The 19,990-nt window shown below is 42.0% G+C and carries 18 protein-coding genes; 3 read left to right on the forward strand and 15 right to left on the reverse strand.

What is annotated here, in order from left to right:
• Nucleotides 1-77: 77 nt before the first annotated feature.
• The gene (locus QHT84_RS12020) at nt 78-1,004 is read left to right on the forward strand and encodes a LysR family transcriptional regulator (protein WP_283239809.1); all 927 of its coding nucleotides are present in this window, start codon (nt 78-80) and stop codon (nt 1,002-1,004) included.
• On the opposite strand, the gene QHT84_RS12025 is transcribed toward QHT84_RS12020, so the two are convergent.
• From QHT84_RS12025 to QHT84_RS12075, 11 genes are all read right to left on the reverse strand, one after another.
• Nucleotides 1,001-2,197: an LETM1-related biofilm-associated protein gene (locus QHT84_RS12025; RefSeq protein ID WP_283239810.1), complete on the reverse strand. Its 1,197-nt coding sequence runs from the start codon at nt 2,195-2,197 to the stop codon at nt 1,001-1,003. The genes QHT84_RS12020 and QHT84_RS12025 overlap by 4 nt on opposite strands.
• 72 nt (nt 2,198-2,269) lie before the next feature.
• The gene (locus QHT84_RS12030; protein WP_283239811.1) at nt 2,270-2,845 is read right to left on the reverse strand and encodes a YdeI/OmpD-associated family protein; all 576 of its coding nucleotides are present in this window, start codon (nt 2,843-2,845) and stop codon (nt 2,270-2,272) included.
• Nucleotides 2,846-2,851: 6 nt separating this feature from the next.
• The gene (locus QHT84_RS12035) at nt 2,852-3,379 is read right to left on the reverse strand and encodes a superoxide dismutase family protein (protein ID WP_283239812.1); all 528 of its coding nucleotides are present in this window, start codon (nt 3,377-3,379) and stop codon (nt 2,852-2,854) included.
• Nucleotides 3,380-3,447: 68 nt separating this feature from the next.
• Nucleotides 3,448-3,972, reverse strand: coding sequence for a hypothetical protein (locus QHT84_RS12040; RefSeq protein WP_283239813.1), 525 nt, complete (start codon nt 3,970-3,972; stop codon nt 3,448-3,450).
• A 99-nt stretch (nt 3,973-4,071) separates the two neighbouring features.
• Nucleotides 4,072-4,470: a response regulator gene (locus QHT84_RS12045; RefSeq protein WP_283239814.1), complete on the reverse strand. Its 399-nt coding sequence runs from the start codon at nt 4,468-4,470 to the stop codon at nt 4,072-4,074.
• 5 nt (nt 4,471-4,475) lie between these two features.
• Nucleotides 4,476-5,972 (reverse strand): PAS domain-containing sensor histidine kinase, encoded by a 1,497-nt coding sequence (locus QHT84_RS12050; RefSeq protein WP_283239815.1) that lies wholly within the window; start codon nt 5,970-5,972, stop codon nt 4,476-4,478.
• Nucleotides 5,973-6,193: 221 nt separating this feature from the next.
• On the reverse strand, nt 6,194-7,984 hold the full coding sequence (locus QHT84_RS12055; RefSeq protein WP_283239816.1) for an acyl-CoA dehydrogenase family protein: 1,791 nt from the start codon (nt 7,982-7,984) through the stop codon (nt 6,194-6,196).
• Between the two features lie 131 nt (nt 7,985-8,115).
• A complete protein-coding gene (locus QHT84_RS12060) occupies nt 8,116-9,297 on the reverse strand; it encodes an acetyl-CoA C-acyltransferase (RefSeq protein WP_283239817.1) in 1,182 nt (393 codons plus the stop codon).
• Nucleotides 9,298-9,445: 148 nt separating this feature from the next.
• Nucleotides 9,446-9,703: a four helix bundle protein gene (locus tag QHT84_RS12065; protein ID WP_321169619.1), complete on the reverse strand. Its 258-nt coding sequence runs from the start codon at nt 9,701-9,703 to the stop codon at nt 9,446-9,448.
• Between the two features lie 37 nt (nt 9,704-9,740).
• A complete protein-coding gene (locus QHT84_RS12070) occupies nt 9,741-12,131 on the reverse strand; it encodes a 3-hydroxyacyl-CoA dehydrogenase/enoyl-CoA hydratase family protein (protein ID WP_283239818.1) in 2,391 nt (796 codons plus the stop codon).
• Nucleotides 12,132-12,234: 103 nt separating this feature from the next.
• On the reverse strand, nt 12,235-12,666 hold the full coding sequence (locus QHT84_RS12075; protein WP_283239819.1) for a MarR family winged helix-turn-helix transcriptional regulator: 432 nt from the start codon (nt 12,664-12,666) through the stop codon (nt 12,235-12,237).
• A gap of 60 nt (nt 12,667-12,726) precedes the next feature.
• Between QHT84_RS12075 and QHT84_RS12080 the strand changes: the two genes are divergently transcribed.
• The gene (locus tag QHT84_RS12080; RefSeq protein ID WP_283239820.1) at nt 12,727-12,906 is read left to right on the forward strand and encodes a hypothetical protein; all 180 of its coding nucleotides are present in this window, start codon (nt 12,727-12,729) and stop codon (nt 12,904-12,906) included.
• A gap of 94 nt (nt 12,907-13,000) precedes the next feature.
• A complete protein-coding gene (locus QHT84_RS12085; RefSeq protein ID WP_283239821.1) occupies nt 13,001-15,340 on the forward strand; it encodes a T9SS type B sorting domain-containing protein in 2,340 nt (779 codons plus the stop codon).
• 287 nt (nt 15,341-15,627) lie between these two features.
• On the opposite strand, the gene QHT84_RS12090 is transcribed toward QHT84_RS12085, so the two are convergent.
• From QHT84_RS12090 to QHT84_RS12105, 4 genes are all read right to left on the reverse strand, one after another.
• Complete coding sequence (locus QHT84_RS12090) at nt 15,628-16,686, reverse strand: acyltransferase (protein WP_283239822.1); 1,059 nt, start codon at nt 16,684-16,686, stop codon at nt 15,628-15,630.
• A gap of 587 nt (nt 16,687-17,273) precedes the next feature.
• Entirely contained in the window at nt 17,274-18,212 is a 939-nt protein-coding gene (locus tag QHT84_RS12095) for a GNAT family N-acetyltransferase (RefSeq protein WP_283239823.1), read from the reverse strand.
• A 3-nt stretch (nt 18,213-18,215) separates the two neighbouring features.
• The gene (locus tag QHT84_RS12100; protein ID WP_283239824.1) at nt 18,216-18,932 is read right to left on the reverse strand and encodes a LytR/AlgR family response regulator transcription factor; all 717 of its coding nucleotides are present in this window, start codon (nt 18,930-18,932) and stop codon (nt 18,216-18,218) included.
• Nucleotides 18,933-18,935: 3 nt separating this feature from the next.
• A complete protein-coding gene (locus QHT84_RS12105) occupies nt 18,936-19,970 on the reverse strand; it encodes a sensor histidine kinase (protein WP_283239825.1) in 1,035 nt (344 codons plus the stop codon).
• Nucleotides 19,971-19,990 lie beyond the last annotated feature (20 nt).

Consider the following 19,990-nt stretch of genomic DNA (forward strand, 5'->3'; position numbering starts at 1 on the left):
GTTTGACGAGGCAAAATTCAAAATTATATTTCATATATTTTTATTTATATTTGTAATGAATAACATAAATATTTTTTATGAATTTTACATTGCATCAGTTGGTGGTTTTTTTAAAAATCACGCAAACCAAGAGCATTACCAAAGCAGCAGAAGAGCTGCATCTGACACAGCCGGCGGTTTCCATTCAATTAAAAAACTTGCAAGATCAATTCGACATCCCGCTGACGGAAGTTATCGGAAGACAATTGTACGTTACCGAGTTCGGAAGAGAAATTGCGGTAGCCGCACAAAAAATTATTGATGAGGTAAGCACCATTAATTATAAAACACTCGCCTACAAAGGTATTTTATCGGGTAAATTAAAGATATCGGTCGTTTCTACCGGTAAGTATGTGATTCCGTATTTTCTTTCCGATTTTATGAAGATGAACAGCGGTATCGAACTGGTCATGGATGTGACCAATAAGACAAAAGTGGTTAAAAGTTTGAAGAATAATGAAGTCGATTTTGCTTTGGTCTCCATTCCGCCCGACGATTTAGCCCTCGAATCGGAGGTGTTAATGGCCAATAAGTTATTCTTGGTCGGTAACAAAGAAACGTTGCCTATTGATACCAAACCGGTTCAATCTGACTTTTTTGCCAAAGTTCCTTTAATTTTCAGGGAAGATGGGTCGGCTACCAAAACCAGTATGGAGAAGTACTTACAACAAAACGGGATAGTTTCCAATATGCGCCTGCAACTCACCTCTAACGAGGCCGTCAAGCAAGCGGTAGTAGCCGGTTTGGGTTATTCTATTATGCCCTTGATTGGGTTGAAAAATGAATTGGAAAAGAATGATATTGTCATTATTCCTGCCGAAGGCTTGCCGATGATAACGAACTGGCGTTTGATTTGGTTGAAAGGGAAGGCAATGAGTCCGGTGGCAGCCGCCTATTTAGAGTTTATACGAGCGACTAAAGAAAGTATTCGTTTGAACTCTTTTTCCTGGATTGACGCCTATTAGTCATCGATATTTTCATTAAATGCCGATGGCAGCATTTTGGGGATAAACTTGATTAAAATCGGTAGGAGTAACCCGCCACCGGGCAATAAAAAAATAGTGAGTGACGGAATGGTTTTGCAAATGTCGAGCATTTGTCGTTTGACTTTCTTTTTCTCTTCTTTGTTTAAATCTTTTACAGTCGACTTTGCCAAGAGTTGCATCAGTTCTTTACTTTCCGTGATTTCTTTGAGCAATCTCGACTTGTTTCGGTTGATTAAAATAGCCACACTTTCGGTGGTTTGTTCGTAAAAATGTTTTACCGGGTTCGAAAAGTTAAAATACGGAATTTCGCTTTTGTATTGTACTATAAATTCGTTAATAAAATGAATGCTTTCCAAAACTACCGCATCACTGATTTGTAAAGTTTCACCCAGTTTGAACAAAAAATAGCGCTCTTCATTTTCTACTTTTTCATCGCTCCACAAACTGATTCCGGCTAAATCGATAACATAGTATTTTTCAAGATTATCCGATAAGTAACTTAAATCTAAATCTTCAATAGTAGTCAGTTTTTTTGAAGAAAATTTATTGTACCGAACCGACGACTCAAAGAGTTTGAGCAGCAAGTCATCGTGCGGGGATATACCGGTTTTGGATTTTAGCGAAAGCGAAATAATGCTGATAACAATATCCTCAATTTTATTGGAGTACTTTTCGGGAATTTCGCCTTTTTCCAAATGTTTTTTGAAGGCCAAAACATCAATAAACAATAATGCATTGGTGATGACGTGTGAAAAGTTCTTACTGAATAAGTCCTCATTGGTTTGCACCCGATCGTGGATAATTTTCTCCAGTTTGCTGGAAGGCGAATGGGATTCTAATACTTTTTTCAACGGATTAAAGCCTTTCGGAATCATTGTATTGTAAAAAGCTACTGCTTCTTGGATGAAATCTTCCGACTGATTGGTTTTCCGTATCAAGCGATACACTTGAAAAAGAGTATTCAACATACCGATTTTCGATATTTCCTGCGGGAATCGATCTTCCGTTTCGATACTGATTGCAGCATCAAAGCCTACAATATGTCCAAAGATAAATCCCGTGGTTCGTGTTCGGATATAGAAATCCGTTTCGTTTTGCGGAAAAGAATGCTCAGACTGACTGAATTCTGTGAAAAATTTATCAATCCAACCGGGAACTGAAGGGTTAATCATTTTAAAGAGACAATTATAAGCACAAAACTAACTTATTTTTGAGAGTTGCAGGTTATGATTTTGTAACCAAATTTAAAATGAATCTCTTGATTTGATGTTTTGAGCGCAAAGTGAGATGATTTCGGCAATTCTGTTGGCCCTTGTTTCGGCTCGTTTGGCTTGGTTTAACCAATACAAATAGCTTTTTCGATAGGAAGGACTAAAGTTGTTGTAATTTTCTAAAGCCATTGGATGTTGCTCAAAAGCCAACTTTAAATCTTCGGGCATCACATGGTTCTCTACGTGGTCCAATGCTTCCCATGAACCGTTTTGTTTGGCAATTTCTATTTTGCGCAAACCACTCTCATGCATTAAATTCTCGGCGATGAGTTTTTCAATATACGTTTTGTTAAGTTTGCTCCAAACGCTTTTGTCTTTACGCGGCGTAAACATTTGACGACGGCGTTCGTCATCCAGTTTCTTTACGGTAGAATCAATCCAGCCATAGCAAATAGCTACCTGAACCGCTTCTTCCCAGCGCATACTTTCTACGCCACTGCCTACTTTATAAAAAATCAAATACACTTTGGTGGCCGATTGGTGATTTTCGTGTAACCAATCGCGCCATTCTTGTGCATTTTTAAAGTACAAATGATCTTTATCTTCCAAAAAAAATTATTTAATAATGGCGGAACACGCTACACGAGCACCGGCATTTCCGGTAGGTTGGGTCACAAAATCATCCGGTTTGTCGTGTACAATCAATCCTTTTCCTAAAATGTCTTTGGTTTCATCGCCGCAACCGATACACCACTCATCTGTGGTGAACAGCACAGTTCCGTTTCCGTCTACGTCGGTGGTAAAGTTCCCGATGTCGCCTTTGTGATACTCGGCATCGCCCCATTTACCGTGTTTTTTGAAGGTAGGATTCCAATGACCGCCGGTAGAAGTAGCATCGGCTGCCGAACAATCTGATTTTTCATGAATGTGAATGGCGTGTACCCCCGGTTTTAACCCGCTTAGTTTGGCGGTGAGGGTTACTTTACCGTTTTTTTCAACAAAAACAGCGGTACCACTCACCTTACTGCCGCTTTTAGCTTCAAAGTTCAATGACAAGGTTTTGGCCGGGTCACCGGCATTGGAACTTTTGCAGGCAAAAAGCAATACTCCGGCTATGGTAATGGTGTAAAAAAACTTTTTCATCGGGTTACAATTTAATTTTTATAAAATTACTCAAAAATGGAGTACTGCCGATACAAAGATGTGTTAAATCATTTCGATTTTTCGCCTACAAAGTAATCGCTTTGCGATTTGAACAATACGTTGAAAGTAGTTAAACTTCCGTAAATTCGGGTAATGTATTGCTGCAGTTCTACTTTTTCAATTTCCTCTAAGTTGCTGGCATTTATTTTTTGTTCCATCACGCGCAAACGATCGCGAAGCATCACAATTTTGTGAAAAAACGTATCAATCGGAACATCTTTAGCGGCTAATCCGGGTTGGCCCGGTTCTAACTTCATGTTGCCGCCTTTCCATTTGTCGCCAATAGCTACGGGTTCGCCCAAGCCATTCCATTTTTTCAATATGGATAGTAAGCTTTGTTCTACCTCGTAAAAACTAACCGTGTCTACTTCATTTTCGGCCGCTTCTATGACGTCGAACTCGCTATTGATGGCGATGGTTTCTAAACCGCCGTCGATAAAAGTTACCCAGTAGTCTTTAGATGAGACGTTGGTTACTACGCCTTTGCCGTATTCGGCATGATTGATTCGGGAGCCTATTCCTAATAATTTCATAAGTATGCATTTTAAGCCACTAAAATAGGCATTTGCGTCTAATAAAAAAAGCCGCTTTGGAGCGGCCAATTCATTACTTATGATTTTATCTGCAAATTGTTAAAGCGCTAATATGATTTCCGTAAACTTGTCTTTGGTTACGGGTTTGATGATAAAGTCGCTCACCGCGCTCATTTTTTTGGCTTTCATGATATCGTGTGGCGAAATAGAGGACGAGCAAATGTAAATGATAATTTTGCTTGTTTTGTGTGTCTCCAACGTGGTAAATTCATCCAAAAACTGCCAGCCATCCATAATCGGCATCGACAAGTCTAAAAAGATAACTTCCGGCAATTTATAGTCAGCATTTAAATTTTCTTTTAAGTAGGTGATGGCTTCTAATCCGTTATGAAAAACTTTAATTTCTTTCACGTGATTCGTTTTTTCAATGATTTTTTTGGTGATGAATACAAATGTATCATCGTCATCAACCAGCGCCAGTAGTTCGATTTTTTTCATGATAGTTAGGGTTTAAACTGTATGTAAAAAGTACTTCCCTTGTCGGGGATGCTGTCAATCCAAATTTTGCCTCCCATGGCTTCCACTTGTGTTTTTGTCATAAATAATCCAAAGCCTTTGGCATCGGGATGCTTGTGGAATACTTTACGGATTTTAAAGATATTGTCTTTGTGTAAGTCTAAATCAATACCGAGTCCGTTGTCGGCTACCGACAAAATCACACCTTCATCGCTGTTTTGAGTTTTAATATCAATAGCGATGTCTCGGTCGGGTGATTTGTATTTTAAGGCGTTGCTGATCAGGTTGGCCAGTATACTTTCGATATAGCGTTGCGGATAGTTTATTTTTTCCGCTTCACTAAAGTCTGTGGTGATTTTGGCATTATACAGTTTGATTTGTCCCTCGAATCCGATTAATATTTTTTCGGTTGTTTCTTTTAAATTGATGATGGTTGATTCGATATCGTTATCTTGTCTTACTTGCAAGGATTCGACCAATTCGTCGAGTATTCCGTTGAGATGGTTTATAACGGGTTTGACTCTGTCGAATACTTCTATTTTTTCTTCCGGGTCATCACAGGTTTCTATATAATCGAGCAGTATTGAAATATTGACCAATGGCGCTCTGAGATTGTGGGAAACGATGTTGCAAAAGTCCACCAATTGTTTGTTTTGGTATTCGGCATTAATGAGCATTTTGGCAATTTTTTCTTCTCCTTTTTTTCTTTCCGATATATCAGAGCGTATGGCTACATATTGATATGGTTTGCCGTGCTCGTTCAAAAAAGGCACTATGGTGGTATCGACCCAATAGGCGGTACCGTCTTTGGCCTTGTTTTTTAATTCGCCTTTCCAAACGTTTCCTTTGGCAATAGTTTTCCATAAATTTTTGATAAATTCCTTGGAATGGTAAGCCGAATTGATGATCCTGTGGTCTTGTCCCAACAACTCCTCACGACTGTATTTGGATATTTTACAGAAGTTATCATTCACGTGGGTGATGATGCCTTTTTGATCGGTAATGGCTACTATGGAGGATTCGTCTAAGGCATACTTGTAATCGGAGATTTCTTTGATTTTTTTGAGTAATTCCTCTTCCGCTTTTTTGCGTTCAGTGATGTCGGAACGAATCGCCACGTACTGGTACGGTTTCCCGTGTTCGTTTAAAAAGGGTACAATAGTAGTATCGACCCAATAGGCGGTACCGTCTTTGGCTCTGTTTTTAAGTTCTCCTTTCCAAATTTTACCTTGTGCAATCGTCCTCCAAAGGTTTTTTATAAACTCTTTAGAATGATACCCTGAATTAATTATCTTGTGATCCTTACCTAGAAGTTCCTCTCGTGAATACTTTGATATTTTACAGAAGTTGTCATTAACATGGTTTATAATTCCCTTTTGGTCAGTGATAGCTATTATGGACGATTCATCAAGCGCATATTTGTAATCGGAGATTTCTTTGATCTTCACGAGAAGCTCATTGTCGTCTCCTTCTTTTTTGCTCATACCTAAGAATACATTGCTTGAATTTTAATACATTTTAACTAAAAAGATTAGAAGAGTATCTCAAATTTACGTAACTTTTTTCATATATTTTTTTTAAAAATGTTAAATTAGTTAACAAGTGTTTTTATTTTTTTAAATATACAGAGCGGTAAGGCAACTCCAAAAAAAAACCATCTGCGTTAGCAGATGGTTCTCAAAAAAACAATTAACTAAACTAAAATTTAGAAACAATAGCTATTCTCCGCCACCAATTTGGCGGTAATAGTTTCTCTTAGGCCAACAATGTTCGGCATGTTGGTATATTTGGTAAAACGACGTAACCCCATAAGCATCATGCGCTGTTCATCGCCTTCGGCAAACGAAATAATGCTTTCTTTTCCTTTTTGAGTGACGATGTCTACGGCTTTGTACAGGTATAATTTGGCCATGGCAATTTGCTCTTTGGCTTTCTCTTCACCTTGTTTTTTGGCCAATTTCTCGGTTCTTAAAATAGTACTTTCGGCTACGTATATTTCAATCAGCATATCTGCCGCTGCGGTCAATAATTGCTGATGTGCGTCTAAATCCATACCGTATTTTTGAACGGCGGCTCCGGCGACCATCAAGAACGCTTTTTTCAATTTGGCTACCATTTCTTTTTCTTCCGAAAACAATTCCGAATAATCCGGTGTTTCGAAGGAAGGGATGCCCATTAATTCTTCTTGCACTTTCATGGCCGGGCCTAATAAATCAACATGCCCTTTCATGGCTTTTTTGATTAGCATCCCAACAGACAACATGCGGTTGATTTCATTGGTACCTTCGTAAATACGGGCAATACGCGCATCACGCCAAGCGCTTTCCATTGGCGTGTCTTCGGAGAATCCCATACCACCGTAAATTTGGATACCTTCGTCAGCACAGTTTTGTACATCTTCCGAAACCGCTACTTTTAAGATAGAACATTCGATGGCGAATTCTTCCACACCTTTTAATTCGGCTTCCTGGTGGCTGGCACCTTCGGCTTCGCGAATTTTGATGCGGTTTTCAATGTCTTTCGCGGCACGATACGTAGCACTTTCTCCGGCGTAAGCGGAAGTGGCCATTTCGGCTAATTTGTAGCGAATGGCACCAAAACTCGAAATCGGGGTATTGAATTGTACTCTTTCATTGGCGTATTGAATGGCATTAGATGTTACACGACGTTGTGCATCCAAACAAGCAGCCGCCAATTTAATACGTCCTACATTTAAGGCATTCATGGCAATTTTAAACCCTTCGCCACGACCGGCCAACATGTTTTCTACCGGCACTTTGGTTTCGTTAAAAAAGACTTGTCGGGTAGAGGAGGCGCGAATCCCGAGTTTGTGTTCTTCTTCGTTCATGCTGATGCCGTTACTCGGATCGTTTTCCACAATGAAACCGGTGATGTTTTTATCGTCTTCAATACGCGCGAAAACAATGAATAACGAACAAAAACCGGCATTGGAAATCCACATTTTTTGTCCGGTGATGCTGTAGTATTTACCGTCTTCGGAGAGTACGGCTTTGGTTTTACCCGAATTCGCATCCGAACCGGCGCCCGGTTCGGTTAAGCAATACGCTCCAAACCATTCGCCCGAAGCCAATTTCGGAACGTATTTTTGTTTTTGAGCTTCGGTTCCGTACAAGGTAATCGGCATGGTACCGATTCCGGTGTGCGCTCCAAACGCTGTTGAAAACGAACCGGTTGCACCCGAGATGTAATCGCACACCAAACAAGTATCCACAAATCCCATTCCCATGCCGCCGTAAGCTTCGGGAACCGCTACACTTAAATAGCCCATTTCTCCTGCCTTGCGCATCATTTCTTCGGTGAAGGCATAGTCTTTATGCTCAAAGCGATCTTTGTTGGGCCAAATTTCTTTGTCTACAAATTCTTTCACCGCATCGCGCATCATGATTTGTTCTTCAGTGAAATCTTCAGGAGTAAAAACATTGTCGCATTTGGTTTCTTTGACCAAAAATTGTCCGCCTCTTGTTATATCTTCCATTTTATATGCTTTTTTAGTTTATTAATTATTTTACAATCTTGTCATTCCGACGAAGGAGGAATCTCATCAAATCCTTCCTGAAAATAGGTGATTCCTCCTTCGTCGGAATGACAAAAAGAGGAAATGTTAGGTTATAATAGTTCATAGATTCCTGCTGCCCCTTGACCGGTTCCGACACACATAGAAACGATACCGTATTTGTCTCCACGACGTTTCATTTCGTCAAACAATTGCACCGATAGCTTGGCTCCGGTACATCCCAGCGGATGGCCCAGAGCAATCGCGCCACCATTCACATTTACGATATCGGGATTAATACCTAGTTCCCTTGTAACGGCTAAGGCTTGGGAAGCAAAGGCTTCGTTTAACTCAATTAAATTAATATCATTTAGTTGTAAACCGGCTTGTTTTAAAGCTTTCGGAATGGCTTTTACCGGTCCGATTCCCATGATTCTCGGTTCCACTCCGGCGGCGGCATAACTTACCATACGAGCGATAGGCGAAAGGTTTAATTCTTTAACCATTTTCTCGCTCATAATGAGTACAAAAGCGGCGCCGTCACTCATTTGAGAAGCATTCCCGGCGGTAACACTTCCATCAGCAGCAAAAACAGGTTTTAATTTTCCTAAGGCAGCGGCATTGGTGTCGGCTCTCGGGCCTTCATCTTTCGTAACCGTATAGGATTTGGTTTCTTTTTTACCGTTTTCGTTGATAAAAGTGTGCTCTACGGTAATCGGTACAATTTGTTTGTCGAATTTCCCTTCGGCTTGTGCCTTAATCGCTTTTAAATGAGAGTTCAAGGCAAACTCATCTTGGTCTTCTCTGGAGACATTGTACTGTTTGGCCACGGCTTCTGCCGTTAATCCCATCCCCCAGTAATAATCTTCATGTCCTTCAGCAGCTACACGATAATCGGGTGTTGGTTTGTAGCCACCCATCGGAATAAAACTCATGCTTTCAGCTCCTCCGGCGATAATACAATCCGCCATTCCGCTTTGGATTTTGGAGGTTGCCATCGCGATGGTTTCTAAACCTGAGGCACAATAGCGATTTACGGTTACGCCCGGTACGTCGGTTACTTTTAATCCCATTAAGGAAATCAAACGCGCTACATTTAAACCTTGTTCGGCTTCCGGCATGGCGTTGCCTACCATGACGTCATCGATACGGGCTTTGTCAAAATCGGGCAGTTCATTCATCATAAACTGAATGGTTTCTGCGGCCAACTCATCGGGTCTTTTGAAGCGGAATACGCCTTTGGGAGCTTTGCCGACGGCAGTTCTGTATGCTTTTACGATATATGCTGTTTTCATATTTTGAGTATTAAGATTGGAGTATTAAGTATTAAGACTTGCCAATCATTTGTTTATGATTTTAACGTTTTTTGGAAGGAGAAATTCATGTTTGAAATTTCTACCAATTGATTAATTATGGGTTGTGCTATTTCCTCTTTTATAAGATTTAGTCGTTTTCAAGTATTAATTGTGTTATTAATTCGAACGTTGAGCCGTTGGCAATTCCTAAAAATTGAATAAATTCTGAGTTGTGATTCCTCCCGGAACCTTCTGCTATATTTGAAGGAATAGATACAGCACATTTCTTAATTTGATGAATTAAATTGAATTTCTCATCATTGGGTAAATGCAGGGAAATTTCATAAACAGCTACCGCAATGTCCATTGCTTTTTGCCATATCTTTAATTTCTCGAAATTGTGCATACTCTTTGTCTTACTACTTAATACTTCTGTCTTACTACTAATTTCTAAGCGGTTTCCCTTTGGTTAACATGTATTGGATACGCTCCAATGTTTTTCTTTCGGTACAAAGCGATAAGAAAGCTTCTCTTTCTATATCTAACAAGTACTGTTCTGAAACTAGTGTTGGTTCCGATAAATCTCCTCCGGCCATGACATAAGCTAATTTGTTGGCGATTTTTTGGTCGTGTTCCGAAATGTATTGTCCGGCTACCATTTGGTCAGTACCTACCAAGAACATTCCGAGGGCTTGCTTACCTAATACTTTGATGTCTTTTCTTTGGATAGGCTGAGTGTAACCGGCTTCGGCCATTAGTAAAGCGTGTTTCTTGGCTTCCGCTATTTGACGGTCTTTATTAACCACCACAATATCTTTCCCTTTTTGCAACACGCCCATGTCAAAGGCTTCATAAGCGGAAGTGGCCACTTTGGCCATGGCTACGGTTAAAAAATATTCCTGCAAGGTGTTTAATTCCACATCATTTTTTCGGTATAAATCAGAGGCTCTTAACGTCATTTCTTTAGAGCCACCACCTCCGGGAATAACACCCACGCCAAATTCCACCAAACCAATATAAGTTTCTGCCGCAGCGACTACTTTATCGGCGTGCATGGTCATTTCGCAACCACCCCCTAAAGTCATGCCGTGTGGTGCCACGATCACCGGAATAGAAGAGTAGCGGCAACGCATCATGGTGTCTTGGAACATTTTGATGGCCATGTTCAATTCATCATATTCTTGTTCGACGGCCATCATGAAGATCATACCGATGTTGGCGCCAACCGAGAAATTAGCGGCTTGATTGCCGATAACCAATCCGTTGTATTGCTTTTCGGCCAAGTCGATAGCTTTGTTGATTCCGGCTAACACATCACCACCAATGGTGTTCATTTTGCTCTGGAATTCAAGGTTTAAGATGCCGTCACCTAAATCATGAATGACAGCACCGCTGTTGCTCCAAACTTTTTTGCTTTCGCGGATATTGTTGAGGATGATAAAGCTGTCTTGTCCGGGAACTTTGGTTTGCGACTTGCTTCGGATGTGGTAATAATAAGTCGCTCCTTCTTTGACGGTGTAGAAACTATTGTGACCCGAAGCAATCATTTCGCCTACCCAAGCGGCGGGTTTTAAACCTTCAGCTTCCATAAGTTCAATCCCTTTTTGCACTCCGATGGCATCCCATATTTCGAACGGTCCGTTTTCCCAACCGAATCCGGCTTTCATGGCGTCGTCTATCTTATAGAAATCGTCGGTAATTTCAGGGACTCTGTTGGCCACATAAGCAAACATCGCTGCGAAGTTCTTTCTGTAAAATTCACCGGCTTTGTCTTTTCCTTTGACCAGTACTTTGAAACGGTCAATCGGTTTGTCGATGGTCTTGGTTAATTCCAGAGTAGCGAATGAGGCTTTCTTAGCGGCTCTGTATTCAAGTGTATTTAAATCGAGAGACAGAATTTCTTTGCCTTCTTTTTTATAGAAGCCTTGCCCCGTTTTGCTCCCCAGCCATTTGTTTTCCATCATTTTGTTGATGAAGTCCGGTAATTTGAATAGTTCGTGTGCTTCGTCGTTCGGACAGTTTTCGTATAAACCATTGGCTACGTGCACCAAGGTGTCTAAACCGACCACATCCACGGTTCGGAAAGTAGCCGATTTGGGACGACCGATAACGGGACCGGTTAATTTATCGACTTCTTCAACGGTTAAATCCATTTCTTTGACTAAGTGGAATAAGCTTTGGATGCCGAAAATACCGATACGGTTCCCGATAAAGGCCGGTGTATCTTTGGCTACGACCGATGTTTTCCCTAAAAACTTGGAACCGTAATCGAACAAGAAGTCCAATACCTCATTACTGGTTTTGGGTCCCGGTATAATTTCGAACAATTTTAAGTAACGCGCCGGATTAAAGAAGTGCGTGCCGCAAAAGTGCGCTTGAAAATCTTCGCTTCGGCCTTCGCTCATGAATTGGATAGGAATCCCCGAGGTGTTAGACGTTACTAAAGTGCCCGGTTTTCGATAGCGGTCTATTTGTTCAAATACTACTTTTTTGATGTCCAGTCTTTCTACCACTACTTCAATAATCCAATCGTAATGGGCTATTTTGGCCATGTCATCGGTCGTGTTTCCGGTCGTGATTCGGGAAGCGAACTTCTGACTGTAAATGGGCGATGGGTTCGACTTTAAGGCATTCGCCAAATGCTCATTGACCAAACGATTGCGAACGGCTTTGCTCTCGAGCGTTAGTCCTTTTTTCTCTTCGGCTTCGGTTAAGGCATTCGGAATGATATCCAAAAGCAACACTTCGACCCCAATGTTGGCAAAATGGCACGCAATTCCCGAACCCATGATTCCGGAACCGATTACGGCCACTTTTTTAATTGTTCGTTTCATTTCTTTGTTGTTGTAAGTTGTATGTCATATGTTCTGTGTTGTAGGCGCTAAGTTGTTTATTGTTTTAGGATTTACAACCTATAACGTAGCACCTACAACTTCTTTAAAAAATCTTCTTCTCTGTAATCAATTCGTTAATGATATCGGCTACTTCTATAAAGTGCTGCAGTTTTTCTTCGGGTACATTTTGTTTGACCACTTCATTAAATTTGAGCACCGTTATTTTCGATTGCTCTCTCATTTGTTTGCCTAGGTCGGTGAGGTAAATTAAAACACCCCGACCATCATCCGGATTTTTTTTGCGAATGATTAATCCTTTATCTTCCAGGGTTTTTAAGGTTCGGGTTAAACTGGTGGCTTCCATGCCCATGCGCGAACTGATGTAGGTAGAAGGCGTACCTTCTTCTTTGTCAATACTCAGTAAGGCAAAACCAATCGCCATAGAACCGTCAAACTTTGAAGCTTCCTCGTTGTACATGCGTGCTACCGCTTGCCATGTTGCCCGGAGGATATAATCTATAGTTTTATCTTTCATACCTAAAAATTACGATATCGATTGCGATTAAAATCCAAAGATACAAAAAATTTATTATGCATGCATACTAATTATAAAAAAGTTTTGGGTGAGGATGAGGGTGAGGATGAGGATGAGGATGAGGATGAGGATGAGGATGAGGATGAGGATGAGGATGGTCTTAGTATTCCGCATTATGTTGGGGGAGTCCTACCGAAAACACACTCTTCGTATAACAAAGCCATAATACTGAGCCGGTAATTTCATGATGGGATAATCCCGGTTTATGTCAAAATGTTTCCCCTTCATTACATTACCATGCGCATGACGTTACCTTGACGCTTACATTTGGCGTATGAAAAATGGAGTTACACGCTTGATTATCAAGCTTAAAAAGAAATTATGCGGCCCGATATTTTTTCTTGTGGGGGCCATGTTTTGTTTTACTTCGGGAACGGCGCAGCGCGATCCTGTGTGGTACTTTGGCAATAGGGCAGGTCTGACCTTTGCTTCAGGAGTTCCGGTGCCGCTCACCGATAATGTTTTTAATACGTACGAAGGGACCACTACCGTTTGCGATGCCAACGGGCAATTGCTGTTTTACTCTAATGGGATGCGCGTGGTTAACCGCAACCACGCTACCATGCCTAACGGAAGCGGTTTAAAAGGCGGCAGCTCGAGTACTCATTCGGCTTTGAGTATTGCCCATCCGGGGGTTCCCGGCAGGTATTATTTGTTTACCGCCGGCGAAGTAGCTTCAGAAGGGATATACTATTCGGAAATCGACATGAGTGCACAAAACGGTTTGGGCGATGTGGTGGTTAAAAATGTTTTGTTATTGGCCCAAAGTTGCGAAAAGCTGGCAGCCGTTCCTCATCCTAACGGTACCGATATTTGGGTACTGGGGCACCAATGGAACAGCAATGCTTTTTATGCTTGGCGGGTAACGGCGGCCGGTGTTTCGGCTCCTGTGATTAGTGCGGTAGGCACGGTCGTAATAGGACCGCAGCCTTATATAGCCGCGGCCGGGCAACTCAAGGTATCGCCCGATGGTCGTAAATTGGTGAATGTGAATACTTCTATCAACACGCAGTTGTTTGATTTTGATACCCAAACCGGTGTAGTGAGTAATCCGCTAACGCTGATGACAGGGTACCAGTTTGGTGCCGAGTTTTCGCCTTCGAGCAATGCGGTTTATGTTAATGAAGCCTCTTACGACAATTCGGCTGTTTTTCAGTTTGATTTGCAAGCCGCCGATATCGTAGGCTCTGCCCTTCAGGTGACGCCGGGTTTGAATAATTTGCAATGGGGTATGCTCGACTTAGCGCCCGATGCCAAAATTTATGTAGCCACGTATGGTTCTAACAGGTTGTCGGTGATTCAGCAACCCGATGTGATTGGCTTGGGATGCACCTTACAGCCGTTAACCACAGCCTTAGCCGGTAGGATTACCTTTTACGGGTTGCCTACTTTTTACCAACCGGGTTTTTATATTACGGCAGTACAGCATAACGGTTCTTGTGCCGGTAATGCTATCGTATTTAATGCGACTACCACCAAGACTCCCGACAGCATGTATTGGGATTTTGGTGACGGCAATTTTTCGACGGCCTGGCAACCGACGCATGTATATGCACAGCCGGGTACCTACACCGTGCGTGTGAAAGCCCGTAGCCAAGATTTTGAGCGCTATTTCAGCACTACAGTTACCGTATTGCCGGGGGTGACGGCTACCGCACCTGCAACGGTAAAAGTATGTGACGATGCCGGTAACGACGGCCTGGCCTTATTTGACTTGTCGCCGTGGCAAAGTGTGGTTTTGGCCAATCAGTCTGCCACCCAGCACACCGTAACGTTTTATACCTCGCAGGCGGATGCCGAAAGCGGTACAGGAGCCTTACCGCTTCAGTTTCAAAATACGGTGAACCCGCAAACCCTTTATGCCCGGGTTACTTCGGCTTCGGGTTGCTATGCTGTTACGTCTTTTGACCTACATGTGGTTCTTAAACCGCAGCTACACTTAGAACCTGTTAATTGGCTGTGTGCCGGCAGTGCTATTGCCTTGACGGTACCTACGGGATTTGACCACTATTTGTGGTCTACCGGTGCCACGACCCCTCATATAGTGGTGACCCAACCGGGGGATTACAGTGTGACGGTAACCCATCTGGACGGTAATTTTGCCTGTGCCACTACAGCCACTACGACGGTATCACTATCGTCGGCCCCGGTAATTACCCATATCAGTGTTCGCGATTGGACCGATCAAAACAACAGTATAGTGGTGACGGTATCGGGCTCGGGCCTCTATGAATACTCGTTGGACGGCATCAGCTACCAGCAGTCCAATACCTTTACCGATTTATTGCCCGGAAAATACGAGGTGTTTGTTCGCGACGTGTACGGCTGTGGCGAAGCCCGAGGCGAAGCGGTTTTGCTGATGTATCCCAAATACTTTACCCCTAACGGCGATGGAATACACGATGTGTGGGCTATACCCAATGCCTATTTAGAACCCGGTATGCGTGTGCGTATTTTTGACCGCTATGGTACGATACTCACTTCATTTTCGGGAGATGGTTACGGATGGGACGGACAGTTTCAGGGACGGATGTTGCCTTCTACCGATTATTGGTTTGTGGTGCAACGGGCCAACGGTACCGAGGAGCGGGGGCATTTTGCCATGCTGCGCTAGGGCTCGAAGGCACTACAGGTTCTCGGTTCTCGATACGCCCTTCGGGCTACTCGAACTGACGGTAATAATGCAGGATGTCACCCTGAGTATTTTGGCGAAGCCAAAATATATCGAAGGGTCGAACTGACGACCCTGGTTTTTTTTTACTACAAGACGCGTCACTTCGAGTGATTTTGCAATCTAAAAACGGTAGTTTTTAGATTGTAAAATGGTATCGAGAAGCTTTTACGCACAATGGTTCTCGGTTCTCGATATGCCCTTCGGGCTACTCGTGCTAATGGTGGCTTTCAGAGAATTTTATTCAACCCTTTATTTTTCTTTAAAAAGTTGGTGAGGACGGCGGCAGATGTTATGCCCAGTAGGGTTACAGCAATGAATTTGAGCAAGGTGGGCATGCCCATTCCTTGGAACAGTAGTTGGAAAGCAATGACCAACAACACATGAAAAAGATAAATACCGTAAGAACAGTTGGAAAAGAACTGTACTACCGCATGGGTACTGTTTCCCCATTTTTTGAAGCCTACTAGGCTGCCCATAATAATACCCACGCATAAAAAAGTCTCTACTAAGGGTTCTGCCATAGCTTCGGAAACCCATTCGTTTAGTGTTTCTCGTATGCAAAATAGGGAGACCCCTACGGCAAAATAAACCCATCCTGTTTTGGGTTGCAGTTGTTCGAGCCAATTATTTTTATTGGCTACCACACCCAAAAGAAACAAACTTAGGTATTGAGGCAGGTGGGCTACTTCTATCGGGATGAGCCAGGTTTCCCAATGGTCTATAGGGTATTTTAACCGAACCCCATAGTTTACCGCAGCCAGTACCATGATAAACACTAAAGGATACCAGGGTTGCCACACCAATTCCCGGCTTTTTAGCAGGGGCTTTTTCAGGGCCATAAAGATAAAGGTATACGCCAACAATGACGCCACAAACCATAAATGCCCCACCGCCAGTGGCGGTTTATGAAAATAGGTATCGTATAGGAATACAAAATAGTTTTCCCGGGTATCTGCCATCATGTAACTGAGGGGAACAAAAACCACGAACATAAAAAACAACAACGGAATGCCTAAGCGACGAAATCTATCTTTAAGAAAAACGGCCGTACTTTTTCGGGCTACGGAAAAATACATAAAGTAACCGGAGACAAAAAAGAAAAACCCCATCATGTAAGCAGCATTGATAAAAAAGAAGGAAGACAGCCACTCCAGTTTAGGGGTGTCTTCCAATAGCCATACCCCGCCGGTGTTTCCATAAGGTTGTCCGGCATGATGGGCCACTACCAAAAAGGTAATGGCTATTTTGATGTTGTCGATGTAGTTGATGCGCGATTTGGTTTCCATATGTTTTTCGATGCGCTTTAAAAATAGTAAAAATACCCCAATGATTTTATCTGTGCCGGATTTTAGTGGAGGGGTTCTCGATACGCCCTCCGGGCTACTCGAACTGACGCCCCTCTTTTTTGAACGAACAGCAGCGTCACTTCGAGTGATTAATAGCTACAAAAATGCCAATTTTTGTAGCTGTAAATCGTATCGAGAAGTACGCCCTATGGGCTACTCGAACTGATGGATTCTCGATGCAATTTTCACTTCGCGAAAATCACTCGAACTGATGGGTTAGCTTAGAGTTGCAACACACAGCAGCTACTAAACAACGTATTAGCTGTAACTCAAAGCGCATCAATAACCATTAATTCCTGATGCAGGGACAAGGCATGTGTTTTTTCCTCCAATACCGTGGTATCGCTCTGTTGACCATGGTATTTGCGGTAGTTTTTAACGTTTTTTGGTTGATAGGGAACCTCAAACCCTTAACGATTGCTGTTTTCAAATCGTTGTGAGTTGAGCCTGCTATACGTTTTCCTGTTTTTGGAATGTTATGGGCTTTTGGATTTATTTGGCGCTACCAATTGAACTTCGGCTTAGTTTCAGTTCAGGAATTTCATGTTAGGGGTATAGGCCACTTCTACAATTAAGCCATCAGGATCATAAAAGTCTACAGTGTAATAGCCTTCCGAATAATTCATTTGTATAGGGCCTCTGATTATTACGGCTTGTTCGGAAACGAGAAACTTTGCCACTTTATCGACTTGTTTTTTTTCTGTTGCTTGAAAACAAATGTGTCTCACCCCCAAACTATTGGTTGTAGTGAGTGGCGGCATTTCTTTTAAATAAACCTCCATGGTTTCTGTGGCGAACGCTGTAGGATTAATTTGGACCCAACCGATGGTATTCAGTATTTCCCTGTAAAACGATACCGAGGTGTCCAAATCGGCTACCCACAATTCGATATGGTTAATACCGGGTTTTGTCTTTTTGAGGATTGGTTTGGCATGAAGATCTTTTTTTAACAAGCTGAATACTTGCAGGTCTCTGTAGGCAAGGGCGCTAATTTGCTCGCCTTCACGTTCAATTCCTTCCCATTTATAGCCGGCTTTTAGGGCCACATTTTGGCTGGGTTCATTTTCTACGGCACATTTAATTACAATGCGATTCATTCCGAATTCGGCAAATACATAGTGCGTAAGTGCTTGCAGGGATTGAATCATGATGCCTTGCTTTTGAAAATCTTTTGACAACCAATAACCGATTTCGGTTTTTTTGTTGATAAAATCGGTGTTTTTACAATTGATGAGGCCACAAAATTGCCCCTCAAATTCAATAACAAAAAAGGGTTCCCATTGCGCTGCAGGTCGGCTGATTACAGACGTAATAAAGTTTAAAGTGTCCTGCTCGGTATGGGTATGTGCCACAAAGGGAAGCCATTTGCCGAGGTATTCTCTTTGGCGCATGATGGTTTTATAAATAACAGCACTGTCTTGTAATTGAATGGGGCGCAGTGTGATGGACTGACTTACGGGTAACATGAATTATTGGTGTATGAATTTTGAAAAATGCTCGCGAAATGTTAGGCCTATAGGCAGTGTTTTGCCGTTAATGGTAACCTGATGTTTTTCGATGACACTTATTTTAGATTTGGGTACGATATAGGATTTGTGGATTCTGATGAATTCGTCTTGCGGTACTAAGCCCACAATTTCATTGTAGGTAAAGAGCGAGAGTATTTTTTTGTCTTTGAGCTGAAATGACCAATAGTTGCCGGCGCCTTCGATGTAGAGTATTTCATCGAGGTTAATTTTGTGCAGTTTGGTACTGCTCTTAATGAGAATGTGATGTTCTTTAGCGGGCTCGGATGTGGTTAAAGTGCTTGTTGAAAGGTTCTCGGGACTTTTACTTTTGAAGACATCCAACGCCTTGGTCACCGATTTTAAAAAGCGCACATAGTTAATGGGTTTCAGTAAGTAGTCAACGGCATCATACTCATAACTTTCGGCCCCAAATTCGGGGTAGGCGGTGGTAAAAATGACCAAAGGTTTTTTAGACAACGATTTGAGCAATTGCAGTCCGGATAGCTCCGGCATGTTAATATCTAAGAAAAGTAAATCGACCTCATTATCAATCAAAAACGAAAGCGCTTTGAAGGGATTGGTAAACGTGGCTTCCAATTGCAACATGGGGGTTTTATCGACATACGATTTGATTAAATCTAAGGCCAACGGTTCGTCATCAATAATAATACACTTCATAGTTTACATGTTTAATTTTAAGATCACTTTGAATTGTTTTTCTTCCTCTGTAATACTCAGTTCATATTGGTTGGGGTAGAGCAGTTCGAGTCTTTTTTTGACATTTTCCAGTCCCACACCGCCATATTGGGTTTCTAATTCGTTTGAGTTTTTGGAGATGCTGTTTTTTACTTCAAACCACAACGCCTGGTCTGTCACTTCCAGCCTGATGATGATGAAGGTTTCATTCCCCATCCGGATACCGTGTTTGAAAGCGTTTTCTACAAAAGGAATCAACAATAGTGGTGCTATTTGGTGTTTTTTAATAGCTCCCTCTATGCTAAACGCAATGTTAGGAAGCACCTCTGTAGACAATCGTTTTTTTTGAAGATTGACAAAGCTCTGCAAGTATTCGATCTCTTTTTCGAGCGCTATTTTATTCACATTGCTTTCGTACAACATGTATCGCATCATGTTGGCTAACTCTTCTATGATACCTGCGGTTTCGGTATCGTTATTTTTATTGGCACTCGAGTAGGCCATGTTTAACACATTGAACAGAAAATGCGGATTAACCTGTGCTTTCAGGAAGTCTAACTCGGCTTTTAAGGTTTCTCTGTTGAGGTCTTCCTTTTGCTTTTCACTTTTTTTCCAAATGCGAAGTAAACCGTAGGAAGCTCCCATGGTAATCACAAAAAGATTGACTATAGAATTACTGAATAATTGACCGGCGTAATCTTGGTCGTGTGTAGAATAAAAGTTAACAAAAAAAGAGAAATCGATTATTGTTTCTACTAAGGAGAACAACACCCACAGAAGGACACTAAGCCAAACGGTTTTGCGAATGGAATACCCCAAAGTCATTTTGGGCAACAAGTAAAGTGAAATAGTGTAGAAGAGACCGGCGTTACATAGGCTGCTGATAAAGATTGCCAATTGAAAATGCGCATGCGTTTGTTTAATAACACCTACCGTCTTCACATTGGTCACAAAAAAGAGATGCAGCGCTATCCAGACAGAGAGGTGAAGGAAGCTATTGAGGTATGTGTTTTTTTTCAAGGCTTACTATTTTGGGTTAA

This window comes from Flavobacterium sedimenticola (assembly GCF_030053345.1).
GTDB classification, from domain to species: Bacteria; Bacteroidota; Bacteroidia; order Flavobacteriales; family Flavobacteriaceae; genus Flavobacterium; species Flavobacterium sedimenticola.